Raw genomic sequence first — 22,828 nt, 5'->3', positions numbered from 1 at the left:
GAGATAATGATAGTTCACTTGGAGCAGATCTCATCTGCAACCAAGAAAGGACGGCATGCGGTTGTCATTATGGATGGTGCAGGTTGGCATACTGAAGACATTGCCAATAAAATTATTCGAACTAGTACTAAATTAAGTCGATACAGTGCGACTAACGTTATGAAAGGACATGGTTTAGTGTGTAAAGGAAACTAACTTTGGAACTAATGAGCCATTGCTATACATATCACAATTTGAACAGATACCCCATTACTGAAGTCACATGCCAGATAATAAGTCAGCGTTAAAGTGGTTACTGACGGAAAGTTTACCTTCATTTTACTGCACACATCTCAATATACTGCCTATCTGGTGCGTATCACTAGACCTGTCTACGATGATGTAGAGGGCGGAGATGATTGCACTACCAGATACAAAATGTTAAACGCCCCATAATTTTATGGGGCGTTCGAGGTTGACCTACAAGGTCTAACTTGTAGTAGTTCAGACTTGATCTGACAATTACCTATTCAATAGAGCCCTATAAGCTTTAGTTTCCGTATAGGGGAGTACAGCCTTTAAAACCCCTTCGAAATCGGTACTTTCTTGTACTGCTTTGAGATCTTCAATCCGCCAATCACCGCCATATAAATCAATAGTGATTGACTTGTTACTATGCCCCATAAATGATGAAGCCTTATGTTTCACTACATTTGATTCAAACATGGCTTGGGCAAAGTTATGGCGAAAGCTATGAAAGCCCTTATTTTCTTTTAATATTCCTTGAAACTTACGTCTAAACCACTCGCCTGCATTTTTGTAGTAGCCGTCTTTGGGGTAATATTTAAGCTCAGAAAACAGGCGTTCATCTTGAGAAAGTAGCTCAATAAATTCTATGAACCCTAATCGCACCATTGTTTTTGTTACAGGTACTTCACGCTCTGAAGTCTGATTTTTTGTCCATTGATCAGGTTCATTGCTATTGATTTTGATTAGGTAATCCTCACCAACTTTAACAATGTTTGAGCGGCGAAGCTGTGCTATTTCATTACCCCGTAGTCCAAGCTCTAAGGCAATAATTGGTAGCCAGTATTGATAGTTACAGAATTTTCCAGTGCGATTACTGAAGCTAATTTTGCCTTTTGTAAAAAGAGCATCGTTAAAAATAAGTATTAATTCATCTTCGGTAAAGGGAAGTCGTTTTCCTTTGATGCTTTCCCCTATAGCGTGCCTGCGAACTATACTTCTCCAGCTATTTTTGATCTTCGTATCATAATTGTTTTCAGCCCAGCCAAATACTGAGCTAGCTGCCTGTGCATATGCAAATTTCGTTTTATGACAAAAACGCGGTTCGTTAGGAAAATCCTCTATTGATTGCAGCAAATTTTCACGAGAGCAAGTGTAGTAGTCTCGATACTTAGATTGTGTAATAACTCTTGGTAATTCCCCAAATAGTATTATTGCTGCTATCGCTTTCTTTTCATTAAGCTGCGAAGGATCCTTAATGCCAGCGAGATGACACAATATCCTAACTCTGTTTATTTTTCTGTTCGCATTAGACTTTGCTCTACTGAAAGTATTAGCGCGTCGCTCTGCATTCTTTCTCTCATCATGATGATCTTTAATATTCACGGCTGAGAGCTCTATGCTTCTTTGCGAATATGAGCTTAGCATGCTCTCTAACGGAGCATTACGTTCACGTAAATTCTTAGCTTTAGCTACTATTTTTTCGACTGTGGACCTGAGAATTACGGAGAATGCCCCTACAGTATTTGTCACGGATTTTTGCATGATTTTCCTTTGTTTTATGAAGCTGAATTAGTTGAATATTTCAGCATTTGGACAAAACAAACCATACATCACGAAGAAAAATGGATGACTAAAAGTATTAATTTCTCCGAGGAGCTACGCAAAAAAATATTTTTTTTCTTAAAATCGATGATAAAACCATCAATTAATCAAGCGATGCCTCCCTAGATCACCATTTCTAGTACACCTTCAAATTCGACCATCTCAATGTTCTCTTTTAAGGTATTTAGTTCTACTTTACCCCCATACACATCAAATGTAATAGTGTTGGTTTTGTGGCCTAGTAACGTACCTGGGATCGTAGGATTAACTTGGTGCTGCTTAAAGCAGTCAGCAAAGGTATGCCTAAAGCTATAAAAACTTAGCTTTTCACTATCAGGGAGAATCTCCTTGATGAAGCGTCTAAACCATTCACCAGCATTCTTGAAATACCCGTCTCTATCGTAATATTTCAATTCAGGGAACAGGTGATGATCATTATTAAACTGTGCAACAAAATCTAAAAAACCTAACTCTATAAGCTTAGAATGGATAGGAACGATACGATTAGCACCACTATTTTTTAGGGATTGATCTTCTCTTAGCTCATTAATATCAAAATAATAAATACCATTTCTACACTTTATATCCTTCCTATGTAGCTGAGCTATCTCGTTGGGCCTCATCCCACTATAAAGTGCAATAACGGGCAACCAATACTGATAATAGAGCTTTCTTCCCTTCCTCGTTGGTAGTGCCGATATGCCATTGGCAAAATGCTTTTGAGAAAAAATCAATTTCAGATGCTCATTAGAAAATGGATTTCGCTCATTTAACTGACTTTGACCCGATTTACGTTTTTTTATAACCCCTCTCCATGGGTTCCCAATCAGGCTATCAACATGTCGGTTAGACCATTCATATAATGCGGAGGCGGCGGAAACATAAGAAAATACAGTTCGATGGGAAAAAGTTCGTAATCCAAGCTTCTTTCCTAGCTCTGCCCACTCTTTTACAGGCGTTTTATCAAAAAGCGCCTTATGTTTACTTTGTACAGGTACGATGGGAAGCTCTGAAATTAAGGCTATTGCATTAACTACCTTCTCTCTTGTGATCTTAGAAATATCATCAACACCGATCAGTTTATGCACTAACCTACAGCGGTTAACCTCTCTGCGTAACTCACTCTCAATCTTTGTGTGCTGTTTTTTCTCAGTATTGATCCCTTTCACTATGCGCTTATCTTTTGCATAAGACTTTAATACAGTTTCAAGGCTATACCGATTAGATGATTGCTGTTTATTCGACTGAGCCTGTGCGCTATCTGAGGAGAGTTGCACTAGCGCTAACAACTCATTTGTTTGTGCTAACGTTTTCAGTTTGTGTGAAATTAATTCAACTTCCGGCCAATTCTGAGCTTGAAGGGCTTGTTTAGCACAAAACATTAGCTGGTAATAATTAACAACTCGAACTAATAAGCTGGCTTCTATCTGAGTATCAAATCTAGTAATCCACTCATCAGCCCTCTTAAGTGGGGACTTATCACCCCTATATATATCGTTAAGTACCACAAGGTCAGGGGATACATTTCCCACTGACTTTAACTGATCTTCACTATGGGTCGTTAGGGAACGAGAATTGGCAAGATCTTGGTGATTAAAATGGTTCTTAAGTGTCAACACAGCGCGAGAAAGGGAAAGCGAGCCAGAGTTAATTAAAATCTCAATCTCTTTAATAATTAAGTCTGAATCATCATGTTTTTCAGGGGTATGATCTTTAATGAGCACCCGTCTCACAAAGGATTCAAGCTTAAGAGCCTGAAGTTTTGCACTCTTCGAGCTGCACTTTCCTAAAGAACGTTTTAACTCAGTTTTTCCATCAAAAAGGTATCGAGAAGCTTTCGGAATTTGAAATCGGAACTGCCAAGTTCCATTTGCATTTGCTGAAAGGTATCGCATTGTTTAGTACCTATTTTCAGGCCAAAGCCTAAATTAGTAGAACAACGCAAGAATGACCGTATGTGGCTACACATAGGTTATTGATTTTAAAGGATATGATTTCTAATATGATTTGAATTGGGTGGGGGCCAGCCACATCCCGGCACACAAGTCATTCGCTGCGGCTGCTTCCTTCCGGATCTGACCGAGTTCACGAACTATTGTTGCGAGAGGACCAACCCCCATAGAGCGACTTCAACAAATGCTTTTGCTAAAGAAGTGCTTGGATTATTCATCATCCTTAGACTTTATACAAGTGCTTTTTATGGCTTTTCTAATAACTTAGCGCTAAGCGTTGAAACTTTAATCGCTGAACTCTTCGTTTATGCGCAAGATGTAATCAGTCATCCAAATTGCGGCTAATATTAATAACCAAACCAATAGTACGATTCCTTGTACATTACCGCTTGGCATTGCCACGAGCGATGCAAAAGCCGCTGTCGGCAGTGTCCAGCATTGCAGCTTTAGAAGTTTGGATTTGCTTATTGCCATGTTTTCCATTGACGCCATAATACCCACTATGGTGAGTGAGATAAGTGCGGCGTGAGCCATACCTGCCATCAGTAGTGGCAATACCAGAAACAAGGCCCACCAGCCATGCTTAGAGGATGTCTTCCATGACACCGCCGCTAGCCAAATCATTGAAACACTGGCGATCTGTAGTAAGGTAAAAATAGGTTCGCCACTTAATATGCCTTGCATCTGCGAATAAATAATCCCAGATTGCATAAACACAAAGAAACTAAATACACTCCATCGTGCATTGCTCGTGCATCGCTTAGAAAATGCTACCATTAACAGCGGGAACAAGATCCACATGGAAATAGAAAGCGCAGTGGGCTGATAGGCAAGCGTAGAACCAAATAGGCACAGTCCGACTAGCAGAAAAATACCCGAAGCGCGTGAGCGCGACATAATCCAAAGTGCGGGAATAGCTAGAGCCAAAACAGGGACATTGCCTTGGCTTACATCAATGGATTGCGCACATATTATCGCCAATAATGTGGTGATAAAGAACTGAACTGTAGAAAACATCATATTCGCCTCCTTGCGATTACTGTTTTTATTCCTCAATTTATTTAACAGTCGCCTACAATTATGCATCATTTTAAACACAATGTCTTTGCTTTAATTAATCAAATTCCTTTAGGTATGGTAAGTACCTACGGAGATATAGCTAAATTTTCAGGCTTTCCAGGCTACGCTAGGCAGGTAGGCGCTATTTTAGGCAATTTACCTGAAGACTCAGCCTTGCCATGGCATAGGGTCATCAATAGTAAAGGTGAGATTTCTTTAAAAGGGGCGGATTTACAACGTCAACAATCACGGTTGATGGAGGAAGGTATTGTGTTTACTCGCGCAGGAAAAGTGAAATTAAAGGAGTTTCGCTGGCAGCCATAACCAAAAGCGTAAGTAGCATCACTTTTTATTGGATGTTACTTATATGTTGCATTTGATGCTTTGCAATACTTCTGCGAAGTAAGGCTCCTACCCTTCACCGCCCTCTATTTCGCTTCCTCGACTGCATTTAATCACGATACATATTGAGACCCGCTTATTTTTCGTAACACTGTTGCCGTAATAATTCTTTCGAGTTCATCACAATTAGCACTTGTCTAAACGGGCGTTAACGAGTATTTTCGATTGGAATTAACTCGGAGGTCAGATGAGTAAACCACTTAATAAACTATTGACACTTTTACAGTTAGAGCAACTGGAACTGGGATTGTTCCGCGGTGAAAGTGAACACCTTGGATTGCCTCAGGTATATGGCGGCCAAGTGTTAGGGCAAGCACTTTCTGCGTCCCGTTACACCGTTCCTAATGATAGAAGTGTGCACTCATTTCATAGCTACTTTTTACGTCCGGGCGATCCTGAAAAAGCGATCATTTATGATGTTGAACATCTACGTGACGGTAGAACCTTTAGCACTCGCCGAGTAAAAGCAATTCAAAATGGACGCCCTATTTTCTATCTCACCGCGTCTTATCACGGCGATCAGCCTGGGTTTGAACATCAAAATACTATGCCTGAAATTCCTGGACCTGAGAATTTTGCCTCTGAAACAGAGCTTGCTCAACAAATTGCGCAGTTTTTACCAGAGCAGATCCAAAAAGTCTTTTGTGGTGAGAAACCGATTGAAGTACGTCCAGTAAAAGTGGTTAACCCACTTAAACCGCACAAAGAAGAGCCAAAACAGTACCTATGGATCAAAGCCAACGGTCAACTGCCTGATGATCAACTGATCCATCAATATCTGTTGGCGTATGCCTCTGATTGGGGGTTTTTGGTTACGGCGCTACATCCACATCAGGTCAGTTTGCTAACGCCTAAGTTTCAGGTTGCCACCATAGATCATTCTATGTGGTTCCACCGTCCATTTAAAATGGATGACTGGTTGTTGTATGTAATAGATAGCCCAACGGCGAGCAACTCTCGCGGATTGGTGCGTGGTGAGCTGTATAACCGCGCTGGCCATCTAGTGGCAAGCGCAGTTCAAGAAGGTGTGATGCGCCAAAGCTAAAAATGAGAATGGGAACGCGATTCAGCTTGGCTACCAAAGCTTGCGTTTGGCGTTCCTGCAAAGCAGTTCATTACCCAGGGGAAGCTATCTGTCACATAATAACCGTATTGACCATTAACAGTCATACCATTGCACTCATCTAAATCGCCTGTGTCCGCAACAAATTCATAATCGCCACGAAACTGACCGTCGTAATTATCGCTAATCACTAGCCCTACTCCAGCGATAGGGGCTGCATATCCATTGCTATTCACACGCGTGCCTTGTTTTAGCTGATAGCTAGAACGCGCCGCTCTGATCTCGCCAGTTCCGGGATCGGTAAAGCAGCGTCCATAAAGAGGAAAACCGTCTGCGGCAAAACCAATGACCGGAGAGCCCTGTTCCCCTTCGCAATCTTGAGAAAACAATGCCATGGGATTTCCATGATAGTGATATTGCCCATTAGGCTGTACATGAGCATGATGCTCATCGGTACCAAAATGATTAAGCGGTGACATAGGATCATATCGCCAAGGATTATCGATTTGTTCTTGTCCGCAGCCCACTCTTTCATCGGCAACGTTATAACAAGCCGCCGCTAACAGATCGACTTTAACACCATTGAGCAAAATCGCTTCCGAAGTAGCCAAGCTTAATCCGGTCGGCGTGGCGTTTTTGCTAGGAAAGGCAGCAAATGAATATTCACTGCTCACGGCTTCTACATCCGTGGCAAAAGAAGCACTTTGATCATTGAAATCGTGATTAGGAATACTGTTTGAAGTGAGCGAACACTCACTTTCTTGCGACTTAATAGTGACATTTCCAGAAAAAAGCATGTCTCGCTGAATATCGTTAGCCGATGAAACATACAAACCTACATAATCATCACAGCTTGTCGATTGATTACTTAACAGTGCATCGGAAATATCGATGCTGCTCTCCTCATCCCCCTTCACAGGTAATGACGCCTCATCACCAGAAGAATCGTTACAAGCAGATAACATTAATGCCGTTGTTACGACGGTTAAAATCCTTTTCATTATCACATCCTTTTTTAATCAAGAATGAAATTATTGCGAGTTATTGCCAATTTTACTTGCACCTTTACCCAATTTTACATTGCGAAATTTGAATGCCATCGAGAAATTATTTTATATAACAAACAATTGTTAACACTTAATTCTGTGATAGTTAGTTACTTGGTGAAATAAATTAATTAACAATCGAGACACAACATGTAACACTAACTTAGCAGTTTATCTTTTTATAACTCACACCTTTTAAACCACGGACGTAAAGGCAGTATATGATTTATTTACAATTTGGTCTTTATCTCGCAGCAATGCTAGGTATTGGCTACTATTCCATGAAGAAAACACACAATAACCAAGACTTTATTATTGGTGGACGCACTCTTGGCCCAGTGACATCAGCGGTCAGTGCCGGTGCTTCTGATATGAGTGGCTGGTTATTGTTAGGCTTACCTGGCGCTGTATTCGCAAGCGGGCTAGTTGAAGGCGTTTGGATTGGCGTCGGTTTAACCTTAGGTGCTTACCTGAACTGGCTGATTGTTGCGCCACGCCTGCGCGTTGCAACCGAAGCAAGCAATACGGTCACTCTACCTAGCTTCTTATCTAAACGATTTGAAGATAATACCGGTCTAATCAAAACGGTTTCTACTATTGTTATCCTTTTCTTCTTCACTTTATATGTAGCATCAGGACTAAAAGGCGGCACATTACTCTTTGCGCACAGCTTTGGCACAACAGAAGAAGTTGCTCTGTATGTCACCGCATTTGTGGTGATTTCTTATACCTTCCTTGGCGGATACATGGCGGTGTGTTGGACTGACTTAGTACAAGGTATTCTTATGTTAGCTGCACTGGCATTTTGTATGCTACTTGGCTATTCAGCCATCGCAGAATCAAACGTAGTGATCAGCGAAGTGAAACCAGAAGCCTTTAAGTTCTCAACAGGCTTTATCACTGCCGCATCATTATTAGCATGGGGATTAGGCTATTTTGGTCAGCCACATATTCTGGCGCGCTTTGTCGGTATCGATAAAGTTGAAAACATCGCTAAAGCACGTCGCATTGGCATCTCATGGATGGTACTCACTTTAGTGTTGTCTATCTCCATTGCCTTAATAGGTATTGGTTACGATGCGATTCATCCATTAGAGACTGTTTCTGGCGTAGATGGCAATAAAGAACGCATCTTCCTCGCATTAACCGATGCTCTGTTCCACCCTGTATTTGCTGGCTTTATTTTAGCCGCAGTATTGGCAGCGGTGATGTCCACAGCCGATTCTCAACTGTTGGTTCTCACCTCTTCACTTACTGAAGACATTGGTTTTATCAGCAAACTTGATGAAAACAAAAAAGCGTGGATCAGCCGTTTAGGTGTGGTTGGTTTTGCGGTGTTTGCACTGATTATTGCCTCAAACGACGATGGCTCTATCTTGTCGATGGTCGGTTATGCATGGGGTGGATTCGGCGCAGCCTTTGGTCCATTGATGATCTTGTCGCTATGCTGGAAAGGCACCACCAAAGCCGGCGCAGTGACAGGCATGATTGTGGGTGCAGTCAGTATCTTTGTGGTGAAGAATTACGTTTCTATTGAAGGTGAATACTTCTATGAATTACTACCTGCGTTTATTTTGTCGTTCATCTCAATTGTGGCGGTCAGTAAAGTGACTAAAGCTCCATCGCAAAATACGCTTACTCAACTGCAAATCTAGTTAAATAATGATGGATACAGGCGAGGCAAATGCCTCGCCTTTTTTATGTTATTCATACACCCTCTAAAGGTAATTCGGTGGTGTATTTGATAGATTCCATAGCAAAGGTAGATGTTACATTGGAAATACCCGGCACCACATTGACCAACGTTTTATAAAAGGCATCAAAACTTTGCATGTCTTTGACCAGCACCTTTAACATGTAATCGTAATCCCCTGCCATTCGATAGAATTCCATCACCTGTTCTAGTTCTGAAACTTTATCGACAAACATTTGATACCACTCATGGGAATGGTCACTGGTTTTAATCAACACAAAAGAGGTAAACGCCAAACCCAGCTTTTCCGGATCTAACAACGCTACTCGGCCTTGAATGACCCCCGCCTCTTCTAATCGTTTTAAGCGCTTCCAACAAGGTGTGGTGGTCAAATTTACCGCTTCTGATAAATCACTTAATGATAAGGTGGCATCTTTTTGCAGCAAGGCGAGTAATTTCTTGTCTGTTTTATCAATATTCATTTCACAAAACCTTACTATTGTAGAAAAATTTTCTCTATTTTAATCTATTAAGCACATCATTAGGTAAGCTTTTCTCTACATTTAAGGCTAAATTATATGCATACCGTCAATGATATGTAGGAAGCCGAAGATGAACACTGAAGATACTTGCACTCGTAGCTGGACCAACCGTGCGATCCAAATTATTGAATCTGATTATCAGCGTTCAGCTGATACACATCTTATCAAGTTAGACGTTGAAGCTTTTCCTGGTATTGATATTTATCTTAAAGATGAAAGCACCCATCCAACCGGTTCGTTAAAACATCGCTTAGCACGCTCTTTGTTTCTTTATGCACTGTGTAATGGCCACATAGGTCCTAAAACACCAATCATTGAATCATCTTCAGGTAGCACTGCGGTGTCTGAAGCGTATTTTGCCCGACTATTGGGTTTGCCTTTCATTGCGGTAATGCCAAAAAGTACGGCGAAGAAAAAAATACAACAAATTGAGTTTTACGGCGGCACAGCACACTTAGTTGATCACTCTGATGAAATTTACGCAGAATCTCACCGTTTAGCGCAAGAGTTAAATGGTCATTATATGGATCAGTTTACCTACGCAGAGCGCGCTACAGACTGGCGTGGCAACAACAACATCGCCAACTCTATTTTTGAGCAAATGAAATTAGAGCAACATCCTGTTCCTACGTGGATAGTGATGAGCCCAGGCACCGGCGGCACGTCTGCAACGATTGGTCGTTTCATTCGCTATCAGCGCTGTAATACACAACTGTGTGTTGTTGACCCTACTCACTCGGTATTTTACGACTACTACCACAATAAGGACGCGACAATTACCTTAAGCCGTGGCAGTAACATCGAAGGTATTGGCAGGCCAAGAGTGGAGCCTAGCTTCATTCCGGGCGTAGTCGATGAAATGATTAAAGTGCCAGATGCACACGCTATTGCTACCATGCAATGGCTACACAACAAACTAGGCAGAAAAGTAGGCCCTTCTACTGGGACTAATTTATACGGCGTATTTCAGTTGGCTCGCAGAATGCGTGACCAAGGAGAGACAGGCTCTATCGTTACCTTGTTGTGTGATAGTGGCGAGCGATACTTAGATACTTACTACAACCCACAATGGATCGCTCAAACTATTGGTGATGTACAAGCGAGCTACGACCATTTACAAACGTTGATGGCATAGCAAAGCTTTAACTATAGTAGTTTGTTCAAGCATAGTTGTTTGTTAAAAAATCACTATTTGTTCAAGAACAGTACCCAGATCACTATTTGCAGTAATACTGTTAATTTAAAGATGGCGTCTTCTATAAGACGACGCCATCTTTATAAATTAAAAGCTCTAATTAAATAGATATTATAATTAATAAATTGTTACCGATTAAAATAATATATATTAACTTCATTAGCAATCCTAATTCGTGCAACCAAGAGCTAACTGTATTTATATTTAATATTCTTAAAAAACTTACAATACCGATGTTATTCAATATTATTAAATCATTGGCAATATAATCATTAACAAAAATATCCATTCTCTTATTAGCCATCTTTTATTGATATTTTAGCTGCCCACTTAGATTCACACTAAAAAATAAGCACCGATAAAGCTCACACCTAACCCATTGAAAATAAAAGACACCATCGTACATAACGTGACCTAACACAAGTAACACCTGCCAAAAAGACATAGATCACATGTCTTTATCAACGCGCCCATATCATTATTTTGTGACGAAAATAAACTATTTTCGAAACAGAATGCCTTTTCATGCAATATTTATTATTAAGTTGCGCCCTGTGTTGCATATATTGATTCAAATAATAGTTATTCATTTGATAATGATAATTTTGAATACATAATCAAAATGTCTTTCGAACACTTACATTTAAAAGTTACTTGAGATTTACCTTTTATTTTCCTTTTAAAGAATAAGTAAAGTCAGGATAAAAATAAGAACATTCTCTAATTTATCTTGATGTTCGAACTGACATCCCCCAATTGAAAATGCTTTTATTTTATTAAGGTTAGCGTTTATGTTTAACAAATCATTTTTATCTTTATCCATTATAGGCTCCATATTTGCTGCACCATCATTTGCAGCTGCCCCTGGTGAACCCGTTTTATCGTGGGGTGATCACACATACGCAATGGTTGAGGTTGATCCAGAAGCTGTTGCCTACGAAAAAGTCGTTAAGGCTGTACATACTGAGCTAGACATTGAAGTCACTTGGGATGTATGGGCAGGCGATCCTGCTGATACGGCTCGTGTACTTCTTGACGGTAACGTAGTGTGGGAAGGCGACGCTTCTGCAAACAAAGCTGTCTTTAAGATGAACAAAGGCGGTCTTTATGACATGGCTATTGAGCTTGAAAACGCAGACGGTGTAAGCCGCTCGAAAACAACTCTATTGACCATTGCAGATACTGACGGCAGCCACATTGAACCTCTAGAAACAGTTTGGACTGAAAACAATAAGCCATACGAAAACACAACAGACAAGATTGTCGGTACTTACGTGGTTGAGTGGGCGGTCTACGGTCGTGATTACCCTATCGACAAAGCGCCAATACCAAACTTAAACCGTATGATTTACGGCTTTGTGCCAATTTGTGGTGGTCATGGCCTTAACGATTCGGTCAAAACTATCGAAGGTTCGTTTGAAGCGCTACAAAATGCCTGTGCTGGCCGCGATGACTTTAAAGTTGCGATTCATGACCCATGGGCAGCGGTACAAATACCTCTAAAAGGTTCAGAAGAGTGGTCTGCACCATACAAAGGTAACTTTGCGCAAATGATGGCGGCTAAGAAAGCCAACCCAGATCTACGAATCCTACCTTCTATCGGTGGCTGGACTCTATCTGACCCATTCTTCTTCATGCATGATGATGAAATCCGTCATACATTTGTTGAATCAGTACGTGAATATCTAGAAACATGGAAATTCTTCGATGGTGTTGATATCGATTATGAATTCCCTGGTGGCGGCGGTGCAAACCCTAACCTAGGTAACAAAGATATCGATGGCCAAACTTACGTAACCTTGATGAAAGACTTACGTGAAATGCTAGACGAGTTGGGCGAGAAAAACGGCCGTCATTACGAGCTAGGTTCAGCAATCAACATTGGCCATGACAAGCTGGCTGTTGTTGACTATGGTGAAGCGTCTAAATACTTAGACCATATCTTCCTAATGTCTTACGACTACTATGGTGCATGGAACAACAATATTCTAAACCACCAAACAGCGTTGCATAAGTCGAGCGTCAATACCGTTCCTGATGAGTCGGAGTACTACACTTCTCGCGGCGTAGAGATCCTCCTTGAGCAAGGTGTTCCTATCGAGAAAATGGTTATCGGTGCAGCGGCATTCGGTCGTGGCTGGTCTGGCGTACACGGTTTTACCGACGGCAATCCATTTACCGGTAATGCAACAGGTCCTATCAACGGTACTTGGGAAAATGGTGTTCTAGATTACCGTGATATTGCTGATAACCACGGTCCTGAGCAGGGCTTTGTATACGGCTATGATGAGGCAGCAGAAGCACCATACCTATTCAAGGAATCAACCGGTGAGTTAATCACCTATGACAATGCTCGTTCTATTAAAGCGAAAGCACAGTACGCATTATCAACTGGCATGGCGGGTATTTTCCATTGGGAAATGGATGGCGATAACGGCGACCTAGTTAATGCAATGCATGAAGGTTTAGGTCACGGTGATTCTATCACGGATCCTGAACAACCAAACCGTGCACCTATCGCACGTGCTGGTGTTGATAAGACAGTAACGGGCCCTACTTCAGTCACTCTTGATGGTTCTTTATCATCAGATCCTGAAGGTGAAGCTCTTACCTTTAGCTGGCAACAAACTGGCGGCAACGCGGTGACTATTATTAATAACACCAGCGCTAAGCCAACTGTGGATGTCCCTTTCACAGAAGCTGATGTGTCTTACACCTTCACATTAACCGTTGCTGATCCAGATGGCGCATCGTCTTCTGATAGCGTTGTGATTACCAACACAGCTGAAGTAACAAACCAACCACCAACAATTGCTATTACCCCAACTGTTTACGTTGATGAAAATGCACAGTTTACTCTGCTAGCAAATGCATCTGACGCAGATGGTGACTCACTGGCATACACTTGGAACGTGCCTTCTGATTTCGTTATTATTGATGGCGGACATGAGAACAGCATCGTACTAACCGCTCCTGAAGTGACGGCTGATACGCAGTTCTCTATTGATGTTACAGTCACTGATGGCGAAGAGTCAGCAAGTGCTACAACACGTGTTCACGTTGCAAACATCGAAGAAGACAACGGTGGCGGTGACGGTGATACTGATGGCGGTGAAGGCGACGGCGGCGACTCTGGTGACGGCGATACCGATGGCGGCAACCAATGTTCATCAACTGATCCAGCAGCACCAAACTACCCTGCATGGGAAGCAGGTAACACCTACACTAACGAAACAGTGAGCCACAAAGGCCTTGTTTACAAAGCTAAATGGTGGACTCAAGCAGAACCAAGCGCAACGGCTGAAGGCTGGGAACTGATTTCAGAAATCGAACTACCATGGTCTGCAGCTATTGCATATGCAGGTACAGAGCAAACTAACCACAACGGTTCGCGCTGGCAGGCTAAATGGTGGACACAAGGTGATGAACCTGGTGTTGAAGATGTATGGGTTAACCTAGGCTCTTCTACTTGTAAATACTAACCGATAGTTAGGCTTTATTAAGTAACGCGTCTTTTCAAAGTCCCTCAGTATTGCTGAGGGACTTTTTTATTGCGCTGCCGTAATGTCTTGAAAGAGCATCGGCAAATAACACTATAAGTTTTTACTTCTTATGCTTTGCTTCAAAAGCGGCCAGTTGCTCTGGTGTTGCTGGCAGTTGATGATTTTGCTTCCACTCATCGTACGCCATGCCATAAACACGCAAACGAGCATCATCAATATCCAGATCTAGCCCCTTATCTTGTGCTTCAGCGGTGTACCACTTGCTAAAGCAGTTGCGGCAAAACCCCGCCAAAATCATTAAATCAATATTTTGCACATCTTTGTTATTGTCTAAATGCGCCAGCAAACGACGAAAGACTGCAGCGTCTAGTTGGTCTTGCTCTTGTTGTGATAATTGTAGGTACTTAGCTTGAGTCAATGTCCCTCTCCTTGTTAATTGCGTCACTATCTAGCGTTTTAAGCCATGTTTTTAATAATAATCAATAGCTTCATGTAATATTATTGTTACTCTTAATAAGATAAACACTTAATCAATCGTTTCATGTTTACCTGCTTTTGGTATCAATATTGTTAATACTAACACGTAATAAAGGATGACAATGAACAAGCTTCGCCACTTTAGCTTACTTTCTACTGCTCTGCTTTCCTTGTCAGCGGCAGCCGCGGGCAACAACTCTTTTTATCTTGGTGTTGGTGATGTTGGTTTCTCCCCGGAGGGAGATTCAACGGACACTTTTGCTAGCCCTAGTTTTATTATTGGAGGGGGTCAATCCTTTAACGAACACCTCAGTATGGAAGGATTTTTCCGTTATTCAGAGTCTTCAGACGATGCTAAAACCTTTGAAATCAACTATTACGAATTAGGCTTATCTCTTATCGCGACTACCGGAGAGCTCGGTGATACCCCCCTTGAGATCTTTGGCCGCACCAGTGCCATCGCCACCCATATTAAAGGCCACGATATTAGTTCAGGGTCTAGAGTCGATGTGGGTGATACCACAGGCTCGATATTTACCGTTGGTGCAGGCTTGCAATGGAATATCAACGCCGATTACTGGCTTCGTGCTGAATACATTTATGGGTACGCGACGTCTGGAGTCGGCCGCTATGATGCAGACTATGATGGACTGCAAATGAGTATTGGTTTAGATTTTTAAGATAGCCCGCTCATAATCTAGGTATATCAATGATGGTCATTCAGTCTGATAGCATCACACCTAATATCATCGAACCTAATCCTATAGAAACGAATACTATTGAGCTTAACTATAAAGGCGCGCTAGATTGGCAATACATGCTGGATTTTTATCAGCGGCGCGCCATTTCGCATCTAGAGCGAATAGATAACCTCCAATACACGCGACATGCACAAATAGACAAGATGCCGATATGGTTTCGGCTATCAAAAAATCACCCTCAATCCCTCACTTTAGAGTATCAATTAAGTAGTGATTCGCAGCTTAACCCACTAATTAATGCAGTGCGCAGAATGTTTGATCTCGACTCAGACTTAGAGGCTATACAAAAGCACCTGCACGCCCTATCACCCACATTAATCAAACGCACCGGCATTCGCATTCCCGGGGTATGGAGCACTTGGGAAGCCGGCGTACGCGCCGTGCTAGGACAGCAAATATCAGTGACAGCGGCAATTAATCATTTAAATCACTTCACCAAACAATTAACCAACCACCAGCACTTTCCTAGCCCGCAACAGGTCGCTACAGCCGATCTTTCCTTCTTAAAAATGCCCCAGCGACGTAAAGAAACACTAAACAGACTGGCAGAATTTATTATTGAATACCCGCAAGCACACCCAAGCCAATGGCTAGCCATCAAAGGTATCGGCCCATGGACAATTCAATACGCGCAATTAAGAGGTCTATCAGAAAAGAACTGCTTTTTAAGCAATGATTTAGTGGTTAAAAAAGCGCTGGCTAAGTTTCCCCACCTCACCGCTGACAATGTTAGCCCCTATGGAAGTTACGCGACTTTTCATTTGTGGAATCAATAACCTATTCTTCAAAAAAATGCCATTCACTCACAGTGAACGGCATTTTTTAGTGCGTTTATCGCTTATTAGCGAAGCTTAGCACTTCACCTAGTGGCTAATACGCCCTTTAGTATCTTGGTCGATAGCTTGGTTTAGTAACTCTTCTACATGCCCTGGCGCTTTGGTGTTAAACGACAGTAGTCGGTACATAGCAGGGATAACAAATAGCGTGACAAAGCTTGCAAATGCCATACCGAAGAAGATCACTGTACCTACTGCAACTCGGCTTTCATAACCGGCACCGGTTGAGAAGATCAGCGGGATTGAGCCTGCTAAGGTAGTAAACGCTGTCATCATGATTGGTCGTAGACGCCTTGCCGCTGCATCGATAATGGCTTGTTCAAACTCAACGCCTCTATCACGCAACTGGTTGGCAAACTCAACAATCAAGATGCCGTTTTTGGTCACCATACCAATGAGCATGATCATCCCTATCTGGCTATACACATTCAGCCCTTGCGACATAATCACTAAGCCTAAGAAACCGCCAAATATCCCCATAGGTACGGTAAACATAACCACCAGTGGGTTAATGAAGCTCTCAAACTGCGCTGCGAGTACTAAGTACGCCACCAGCAATGCTAGGCCAAACACCATCACAATCGAAGATTGGTTTTCTTTAAAGTCTTTTGATTCGCCAGAATAGTACACTGAGATATCGCTTGGTAGCACCTCAATAGCTTTTTGGTCTAAGTAATCCAGTGCGTCACTGAGTGTCGCGCCTTCAACTAAGTTGGCTTTGACCGTAATCGATTTCTGTTTATTGTAGTGAGAAAGACGTATAGCAGAGGCTACTTCGTTCACCTTGGTCACCGAATCCAGTGTGACAAGATCACCCTTCGCGGTTCGTAAGTAGATTTGGCTCAGGTCGGCACTGTTATTAAAACTATTCTCATCACCACGCAGATAAACATCATACTCTTGACCTCTGTCTACATAGGTGGTTTCGCTTTTGCCCCCTAACATGACTTCCAGAGTGTCTGAAATATCACTTTGCTTGATGCCCAGCTCTGCGGCGCGCTCCTTATCAATAGACAGCACCAACTCAGGTGTTTTTTCTGAATAATCGGTACTTGCACCATCCATAAATGGGCTAGCATCGGCTTCATTTTTAAGAATATCAGCCCACTTTTCTAGCTCTTTATAGTCAGTACCACCAAGCACAAACTGCACCGGTTCACTGGAACGCCCTCTAAAACCGGGTAGCATAGGGAACACCTTCACATCAGGTATATCCGCCAGAGTTTTGCGAATCACACCCAAAGCTTGGCCTGCTGACATATCTCGAACCGCCCAATCTTCTAAGATCATGATAACAAAGCCAGTTTGATCCCCTGCGTTACCACCAAATGCCGGAGACTGAATAGAGAAGGATTTTAACAGCCCTTTACCAAGCAATGGCTTCAAACGTGATTCGATGACATCCATATTAACCGCCATGCGGTTATAACTGGTGGCATCTGCGCCCCTAGCAAAGGCAAATAAGACTCCACGGTCTTCTTGCGGTGTAAGTTGCGCGGGTACCGATTTCATCAAATAATATGAGCCTGCAAAACAGCTCACGATCACGATAGGTGCAACCCACTTAAATCTTAGGGCAATAGTGAGTAAGCGACGATAGACACGATCTAACTTGCCGAATAAGCACTCAACACCTTTGTTGAAACGGTTTGGTTTGACGTTCGCTTTTAATATTTTGCTGCCTAACACTGGCGTTAAAGTCAGAGCGATGAGGGAAGAGAATAAGACTGACATTGCCAACAATACTGAAAATTCAGTAAACAGCAAACCGACCATGCCATCCATAAAGGAAATAGGCAGGAATACCATCACCAATACCAGAGTAGTCGCCACTACCGCAAATCCTACTTCACGCGTCCCTTTATAAGCCGCCAATAGTGGAGACTCACCCCGCTCAATATGGTGGAATATGTTTTCCACCACCACAATGGCATCATCAACCACCAAACCAATGGAAAGGATCAACGCCATTAACGTAATCAAGTTGATACTAAAGCCAAAGTAATAAGCAGCGATAAAGGACGAAATCAGTGACACTGGCACAGTAACCGCTGGTATCAAAGTCGCTCTCGCCTGCCCTATAAAGATATAGAGCACTAAGATCACAAGGCCGCCGGTAATAAATAGTGTGTTATAAACTTCAGAAATAGAACGGTCGATGAAGACGGTTGAATCGTAATCTACCGCTAAACGTGTACCTTTTGGTAAGAATTTTTGAATATCATCGACTTGTTTATGAACGGCGGTCGCCACGTTTAGTGGGTTAGCATCCGATTGTGGAATGATACCCAAGCTCACGTTGACGACACCATCGCTTCTAAAGGTTGAGTCTTCGTTTTTAGCTCCTAGATAAACATCAGCCACATCTTTTAGATAAATGGGCGTTCCACTTGCAGTCGTTCTCACAACGAGATAATTAAAATCTTTTTCATTGTTATAAGTACGATCGGTACGTACTGACATTACGATAGCGTCGTTTCGTACTTCCCCACCTGGGCTCTCAATATTTTCAGATTTTAATGCCGCGGTAATATCTGATGTTGTTACCCCTCTGCCAGCCATGAGAGTAGGTTTGAGTTTGACGTACATAACCTTATATAAGCCGCCAGAAACTTGTACCGAACTCACACCAGACAATAGGCTGAAACGGTCAAGTAACACTCGGTCTACATAATCTGTCAATTCGGTTCTATCTAGGTAATCAGAACTCAAGTTGACGTACATGGATGCCTCACCGCTACCGTTATTTTTATAAACGGTTGGTGAATCAGCTTCATCAGGCAAGCGGTTTGTTGCGCGAGCTACTGCATCACGCACGTCACTTACCCCTGTATTCAAGTCATAACCTATATCAAAGGTTACAGAAATACGTGACATACTATTACGAGTCGTCGACGTAATTTCATCAATGCCACTAATACCTGCCAATTGGTCTTCAATAACAGAGGTGATTTGGTTTTCAATAATTGTCGCCGATGCACCTTCATAGCGCGTACTGATGGACACGACTGAACTTTCAATATCGGGCATCTCTCGCACGGCGAGCTTCGAAAATGACACTATGCCAAAAACGCACAACAACAAGCTCAGTACTACCGCCGCAACGGGGCGTTTTACTGAAATATCGGATAACAACATTACTTACCTACCTCGCTACCCTTTTTCTTCGATGCCTCTTTCGCCTTGACCTCTTGTGTCGCATTCACATCTTTCACTTCGATGCCATCACGCATATTAACAACGCCTTGCACCACAATGGTTTCACCAAGGTCGAGACCTTTGTCAATGACCACTTCATTTTCAACACGAGTACCAAGGAAAACCTCACGACGTTCAACGCGGTTGTCTTTTCCAACCACATAAACAAAACGTTTAGTTCCTAAGTACTGTAATGCTTGTACCGGAATAATCGCCGCTTCAATTTCAGGGAATTTTAGGGTAGCTTTAACCAACATGCCCGGTTTAAGTTTTTGATGTTTATTATCAAGCGCAATACGAACACGTAAGTTTAACGTGTCTGGATTTACTCTAGAATCAATACCCTGCAAGGTACCGGTAAACACTTCATCACCCCAAGCACTAGAAATAGCGGAAACCGACATGCCAGTACGCAACATAGGTAGGTAGTTTTCTGGAACTTGTAAATCCAATTCCATTTTTGAGGTGTTATCTAAGGTTAATAATTCTGTGCCTGAATTAACGAATTTACCTAAACTGAAATCAACAAAGCCAATATGGCCAGAAAATGGGGCGGTAAGTGTACGTTCATTAAGTTCGGCTTTAGCGGCGCTCAATCTTGCTTTAGCGATATCGACACTGGCTTTTTGACCTTCGATTTCGGTCAACGTAATTGCCGCACTTTTTCTTAAACGTTCAAACTCGTTGAGTTTGCGTTGTTCATCATTTAAATAAGCCTGCGCTTCAGCTACTGTGGCCGTCGTCTTATCTTTACTCAATTCGACTAATACTTGCCCTTTTCTCACGCTTTGATTCGTTTTTACAAAAATACGCTCGATAGTACCACTTACCTCAGGAGTAATAATCACTGATTGAGACGCTTGCAGTTTGCCCACTAACGCCAAAGTTTGTGAAATATGATGGACACCAACATCTTGAGTGACCACGGCAACGTAAGATGGTGCTTTAGTTGGGCCCTTTGCAAAAGAAGGAGCACAAAATAGAGCCCCAATTAAAAGAACAGCGGTTGGAGAAAACTTTTTGGAGAATGGCTGCGAGATTTTTTTCATATTCATATTATTATTGTCCTCATCTGCGCGCCATTTTATCAGCTCTCCATGACAGTAACGTCAATCAATGTAAATTATTTCTCGTTTAACTCGCCATCCGACTCATTTCAACCAAAAATAATATGCAACTGCCCCCTCAAACAGATGAGAAAGAGACGGTTTTTAGCCATTCCGAGCAAAATTCGGGCATATGAACTGTTTTTTTAAGAAAATCCTTTACAGAAAAACTCCCTCTGGATATCATTCGCACCGAACTTGAGGAGAGAGTTGGGAAAACGATTCTTAAGTATAAAAATACCCTGGTGGGGTTCCCGAGCGGCCAAAGGGATCAGACTGTAAATCTGACGGCACTGCCTTCGATGGTTCGAATCCATCTCCCACCACCACATTCTCTTGATTGATCATCTCTAATGAGAACATCAGTTAGGAACACTTGATTAAGCGGGTTGGGAAACCATTAGTTAAGTATAAAAACACCCTGGTGGGGTTCCCGAGCGGCCAAAGGGATCAGACTGTAAATCTGACGGCACTGCCTTCGATGGTTCGAATCCATCTCCCACCACCACATTCTCTTGATTGATTATCTCTATTGAGAACATCTGTTAAGAACACTTGATTAAGCGGGTTGGGAAACCATTAATTAAGTATAAAAATACCCTGGTGGGGTTCCCGAGCGGCCAAAGGGATCAGACTGTAAATCTGACGGCACTGCCTTCGATGGTTCGAATCCATCTCCCACCACCACATTCTCTTGATTGATTATCTCTATTGAGAATATCAGTTAGGAACACTTGATTAAGCGGGTTGGGAAACCATTAGTTAAGTATAAAAATACCCTGGTGGGGTTCCCGAGCGGCCAAAGGGATCAGACTGTAAATCTGACGGCACTGCCTTCGATGGTTCGAATCCATCTCCCACCACCACATTCTCTTGATTGATTATCTCTATTGAGAAAATCTGTTAGGAACACTTGATTAAGCGGGTTGGGAAACCATTAATTAAGTATAAAAATACCCTGGTGGGGTTCCCGAGCGGCCAAAGGGATCAGACTGTAAATCTGACGGCACTGCCTTCGATGGTTCGAATCCATCTCCCACCACCACTTCAATGAAAACACCCGCTCACTGAGCGGGTGTTTTTGTATGTGCTTCTATAATAATATCAAAAATCGACTAAACCAAATCTCGATTATGCTCTGATTCAAAATCTAAGTCTGGCCCTTGCGGTATCACTTGAGTTGGGTTTATCCCGGTATGGCTGAAGTAATAGTGACGTTTGATCTCGGCAATATTGGTGGTTTTTGCCACCCCACTCACTTGATACAACTCTTTTAAATAACCTTGCAAGCGGCGGTAATCGCTAATGCGTTTTTTATTGCACTTAAAGTGCCCCACATACACCGCATCAAAGCGCACCAATGTGGTAAACAAACGCCAATCGGCTTCAGTGAGTTGACTACCGGTTAAATAACGATGCGTAGCGAGATGCTCGTCAATTTTATCTAATGCGGCAAATAATGCGTCATAAGCTTCGACATACGCTTGTTGCGTGGTGGCAAAGCCGCAGCGATAAACGCCATTGTTGATATGCGGATAGATGTACTCATTCCACTCATCTATCTGCTGGCGTAATGCTTGAGGATAAAAATCCAGCGTGTTGCCTGTCAGCGCATTAAATTCGCTGTTAAACATACGGATGATTTCAGAGGATTCGTTGCTAACGATGGTGTGTTGCTGTTTATCCCACAATACAGGTACAGTCACACGTCCGGTATAATCAGATTTAGCTTTAGTGTAGATTTGATGAAGTTTATCAAAGCCATACAGAGGATCAGGCACATCAAACTCCCAGCCCTCACTGAGCATATCTGGGCTGACGATACTGGCGGAAATGTGCTCTTCTAACCCTTTTATGGCTCGAAAGATCAATGTTCTGTGCGCCCAAGGACAAGCTAACGAGACGTATAAATGGTATCGACCTGATTCTGGCTTAAACGGCGCATCCTCAGCATTTTGTATCCAATCACGAAACCCCGCATCTTCGCGCACAAATTTCCCACGGCTTGCTTTAGTGTCGTACCAGATGTCCTGCCATTTTCCTTCGACTAACTTACCCATTACTTACTCCCTAAATTGACCTTTATTCAGTATAAGCAGTAATTGTAATTTTTGATTATAGAATAACGACTTATAGCAACGATTGGTATAAGAGAGCGGAATTAG

17 protein-coding genes, 5 tRNA genes and 1 other RNA gene are annotated in these 22,828 nt (G+C 42.3%); 13 read left to right on the top strand and 10 right to left on the bottom strand.

Annotated elements, in window-relative coordinates; genetic code table 11:
* The first annotated feature begins 6 nt into the window (after positions 1-6).
* Entirely contained in the window at positions 7-195 is a 189-nt protein-coding gene (locus tag QV280_RS04325) for a hypothetical protein (protein WP_172972833.1), read from the top strand.
* 306 nt (positions 196-501) lie between these two features.
* On the opposite strand, the gene QV280_RS04320 is transcribed toward QV280_RS04325, so the two are convergent.
* The 4 genes from QV280_RS04320 to QV280_RS04305 form a co-directional block, all read right to left on the bottom strand.
* Entirely contained in the window at positions 502-1,770 is a 1,269-nt protein-coding gene (locus QV280_RS04320) for a site-specific integrase (RefSeq protein WP_152821829.1), read from the bottom strand.
* A 182-nt stretch (positions 1,771-1,952) separates the two neighbouring features.
* Positions 1,953-3,725 (bottom strand): site-specific integrase, encoded by a 1,773-nt coding sequence (locus QV280_RS04315; protein WP_152821827.1) that lies wholly within the window; start codon positions 3,723-3,725, stop codon positions 1,953-1,955.
* Positions 3,726-3,848: 123 nt separating this feature from the next.
* Positions 3,849-3,945: signal recognition particle sRNA small type (gene ffs, locus QV280_RS04310), an RNA gene on the bottom strand.
* A gap of 122 nt (positions 3,946-4,067) precedes the next feature.
* Entirely contained in the window at positions 4,068-4,802 is a 735-nt protein-coding gene (locus tag QV280_RS04305; RefSeq protein WP_023404848.1) for a hypothetical protein, read from the bottom strand.
* Positions 4,803-4,862: 60 nt separating this feature from the next.
* Between QV280_RS04305 and QV280_RS04300 the strand changes: the two genes are divergently transcribed.
* Together QV280_RS04300 and tesB are read left to right on the top strand one after the other, a co-directional pair.
* A complete protein-coding gene (locus QV280_RS04300; RefSeq protein ID WP_152821825.1) occupies positions 4,863-5,165 on the top strand; it encodes an MGMT family protein in 303 nt (100 codons plus the stop codon).
* A 265-nt stretch (positions 5,166-5,430) separates the two neighbouring features.
* Entirely contained in the window at positions 5,431-6,288 is an 858-nt protein-coding gene (tesB, locus tag QV280_RS04295; protein WP_023404850.1) for an acyl-CoA thioesterase II, read from the top strand.
* Here the strand turns inward: tesB and QV280_RS04290 are convergent.
* Complete coding sequence (locus QV280_RS04290; protein WP_023404851.1) at positions 6,285-7,307, bottom strand: YHYH protein; 1,023 nt, start codon at positions 7,305-7,307, stop codon at positions 6,285-6,287. The genes tesB and QV280_RS04290 overlap by 4 nt on opposite strands.
* Positions 7,308-7,573: 266 nt before the next feature.
* Here QV280_RS04290 and putP point away from each other — a divergent pair, with 266 nt between their 5' ends.
* On the top strand, positions 7,574-9,007 hold the full coding sequence (gene putP / locus QV280_RS04285) for a sodium/proline symporter PutP (RefSeq protein ID WP_152821823.1): 1,434 nt from the start codon (positions 7,574-7,576) through the stop codon (positions 9,005-9,007).
* A 52-nt stretch (positions 9,008-9,059) separates the two neighbouring features.
* On the opposite strand, the gene QV280_RS04280 is transcribed toward putP, so the two are convergent.
* The gene (locus QV280_RS04280; RefSeq protein ID WP_023404853.1) at positions 9,060-9,527 is read right to left on the bottom strand and encodes an Lrp/AsnC family transcriptional regulator; all 468 of its coding nucleotides are present in this window, start codon (positions 9,525-9,527) and stop codon (positions 9,060-9,062) included.
* A gap of 130 nt (positions 9,528-9,657) precedes the next feature.
* Here QV280_RS04280 and QV280_RS04275 point away from each other — a divergent pair, with 130 nt between their 5' ends.
* Positions 9,658-10,722 (top strand): PLP-dependent cysteine synthase family protein, encoded by a 1,065-nt coding sequence (locus tag QV280_RS04275; RefSeq protein WP_152821821.1) that lies wholly within the window; start codon positions 9,658-9,660, stop codon positions 10,720-10,722.
* Positions 10,723-11,573: 851 nt separating this feature from the next.
* Positions 11,574-14,264 (top strand): glycosyl hydrolase family 18 protein, encoded by a 2,691-nt coding sequence (locus QV280_RS04270; protein WP_023404856.1) that lies wholly within the window; start codon positions 11,574-11,576, stop codon positions 14,262-14,264.
* A 121-nt stretch (positions 14,265-14,385) separates the two neighbouring features.
* On the opposite strand, the gene QV280_RS04265 is transcribed toward QV280_RS04270, so the two are convergent.
* A complete protein-coding gene (locus tag QV280_RS04265) occupies positions 14,386-14,703 on the bottom strand; it encodes a DUF1244 domain-containing protein (protein ID WP_152821819.1) in 318 nt (105 codons plus the stop codon).
* Between the two features lie 181 nt (positions 14,704-14,884).
* On the opposite strand from QV280_RS04265, the gene QV280_RS04260 reads away from it, so the two are divergent.
* Positions 14,885-15,442: an outer membrane beta-barrel protein gene (locus QV280_RS04260; protein WP_023404858.1), complete on the top strand. Its 558-nt coding sequence runs from the start codon at positions 14,885-14,887 to the stop codon at positions 15,440-15,442.
* Positions 15,443-15,471: 29 nt separating this feature from the next.
* On the top strand, positions 15,472-16,299 hold the full coding sequence (locus QV280_RS04255; protein ID WP_253912591.1) for an AlkA N-terminal domain-containing protein: 828 nt from the start codon (positions 15,472-15,474) through the stop codon (positions 16,297-16,299).
* An 87-nt stretch (positions 16,300-16,386) separates the two neighbouring features.
* On the opposite strand, the gene QV280_RS04250 is transcribed toward QV280_RS04255, so the two are convergent.
* Positions 16,387-19,497, bottom strand: a complete 3,111-nt coding sequence (locus QV280_RS04250; RefSeq protein WP_152821817.1) for a multidrug efflux RND transporter permease subunit — start codon at positions 19,495-19,497, stop codon at positions 16,387-16,389.
* Positions 19,497-20,612: an efflux RND transporter periplasmic adaptor subunit gene (locus tag QV280_RS04245; RefSeq protein WP_253912590.1), complete on the bottom strand. Its 1,116-nt coding sequence runs from the start codon at positions 20,610-20,612 to the stop codon at positions 19,497-19,499. The genes QV280_RS04250 and QV280_RS04245 overlap by 1 nt, the downstream gene beginning before the upstream one ends.
* A 295-nt stretch (positions 20,613-20,907) precedes the next feature.
* Here QV280_RS04245 and QV280_RS04240 point away from each other — a divergent pair.
* The 5 genes from QV280_RS04240 to QV280_RS04220 all read left to right on the top strand — a co-directional run bounded on the left by QV280_RS04240 (position 20,908) and on the right by QV280_RS04220 (position 21,708).
* Positions 20,908-20,992 (top strand) — tRNA-Tyr (locus tag QV280_RS04240).
* Positions 20,993-21,086: 94 nt separating this feature from the next.
* A tRNA-Tyr gene (locus tag QV280_RS04235) sits at positions 21,087-21,171 on the top strand.
* A gap of 94 nt (positions 21,172-21,265) precedes the next feature.
* Positions 21,266-21,350 (top strand) — tRNA-Tyr (locus QV280_RS04230).
* 94 nt (positions 21,351-21,444) lie between these two features.
* A tRNA-Tyr gene (locus QV280_RS04225) sits at positions 21,445-21,529 on the top strand.
* A 94-nt stretch (positions 21,530-21,623) separates the two neighbouring features.
* A tRNA-Tyr gene (locus QV280_RS04220) sits at positions 21,624-21,708 on the top strand.
* 70 nt (positions 21,709-21,778) lie between these two features.
* Here QV280_RS04220 and QV280_RS04215 read toward each other — a convergent pair.
* Entirely contained in the window at positions 21,779-22,723 is a 945-nt protein-coding gene (locus tag QV280_RS04215; protein WP_023405599.1) for a glutathione S-transferase family protein, read from the bottom strand.
* Between the last annotated feature and the right edge of the window lie 105 nt (positions 22,724-22,828).

This window comes from Vibrio sp. B1Z05, from assembly GCF_052955985.1.
Note: the sequence above shows the minus strand (reverse complement) of the source record. Positions and strands in the feature narration are given on the sequence as shown.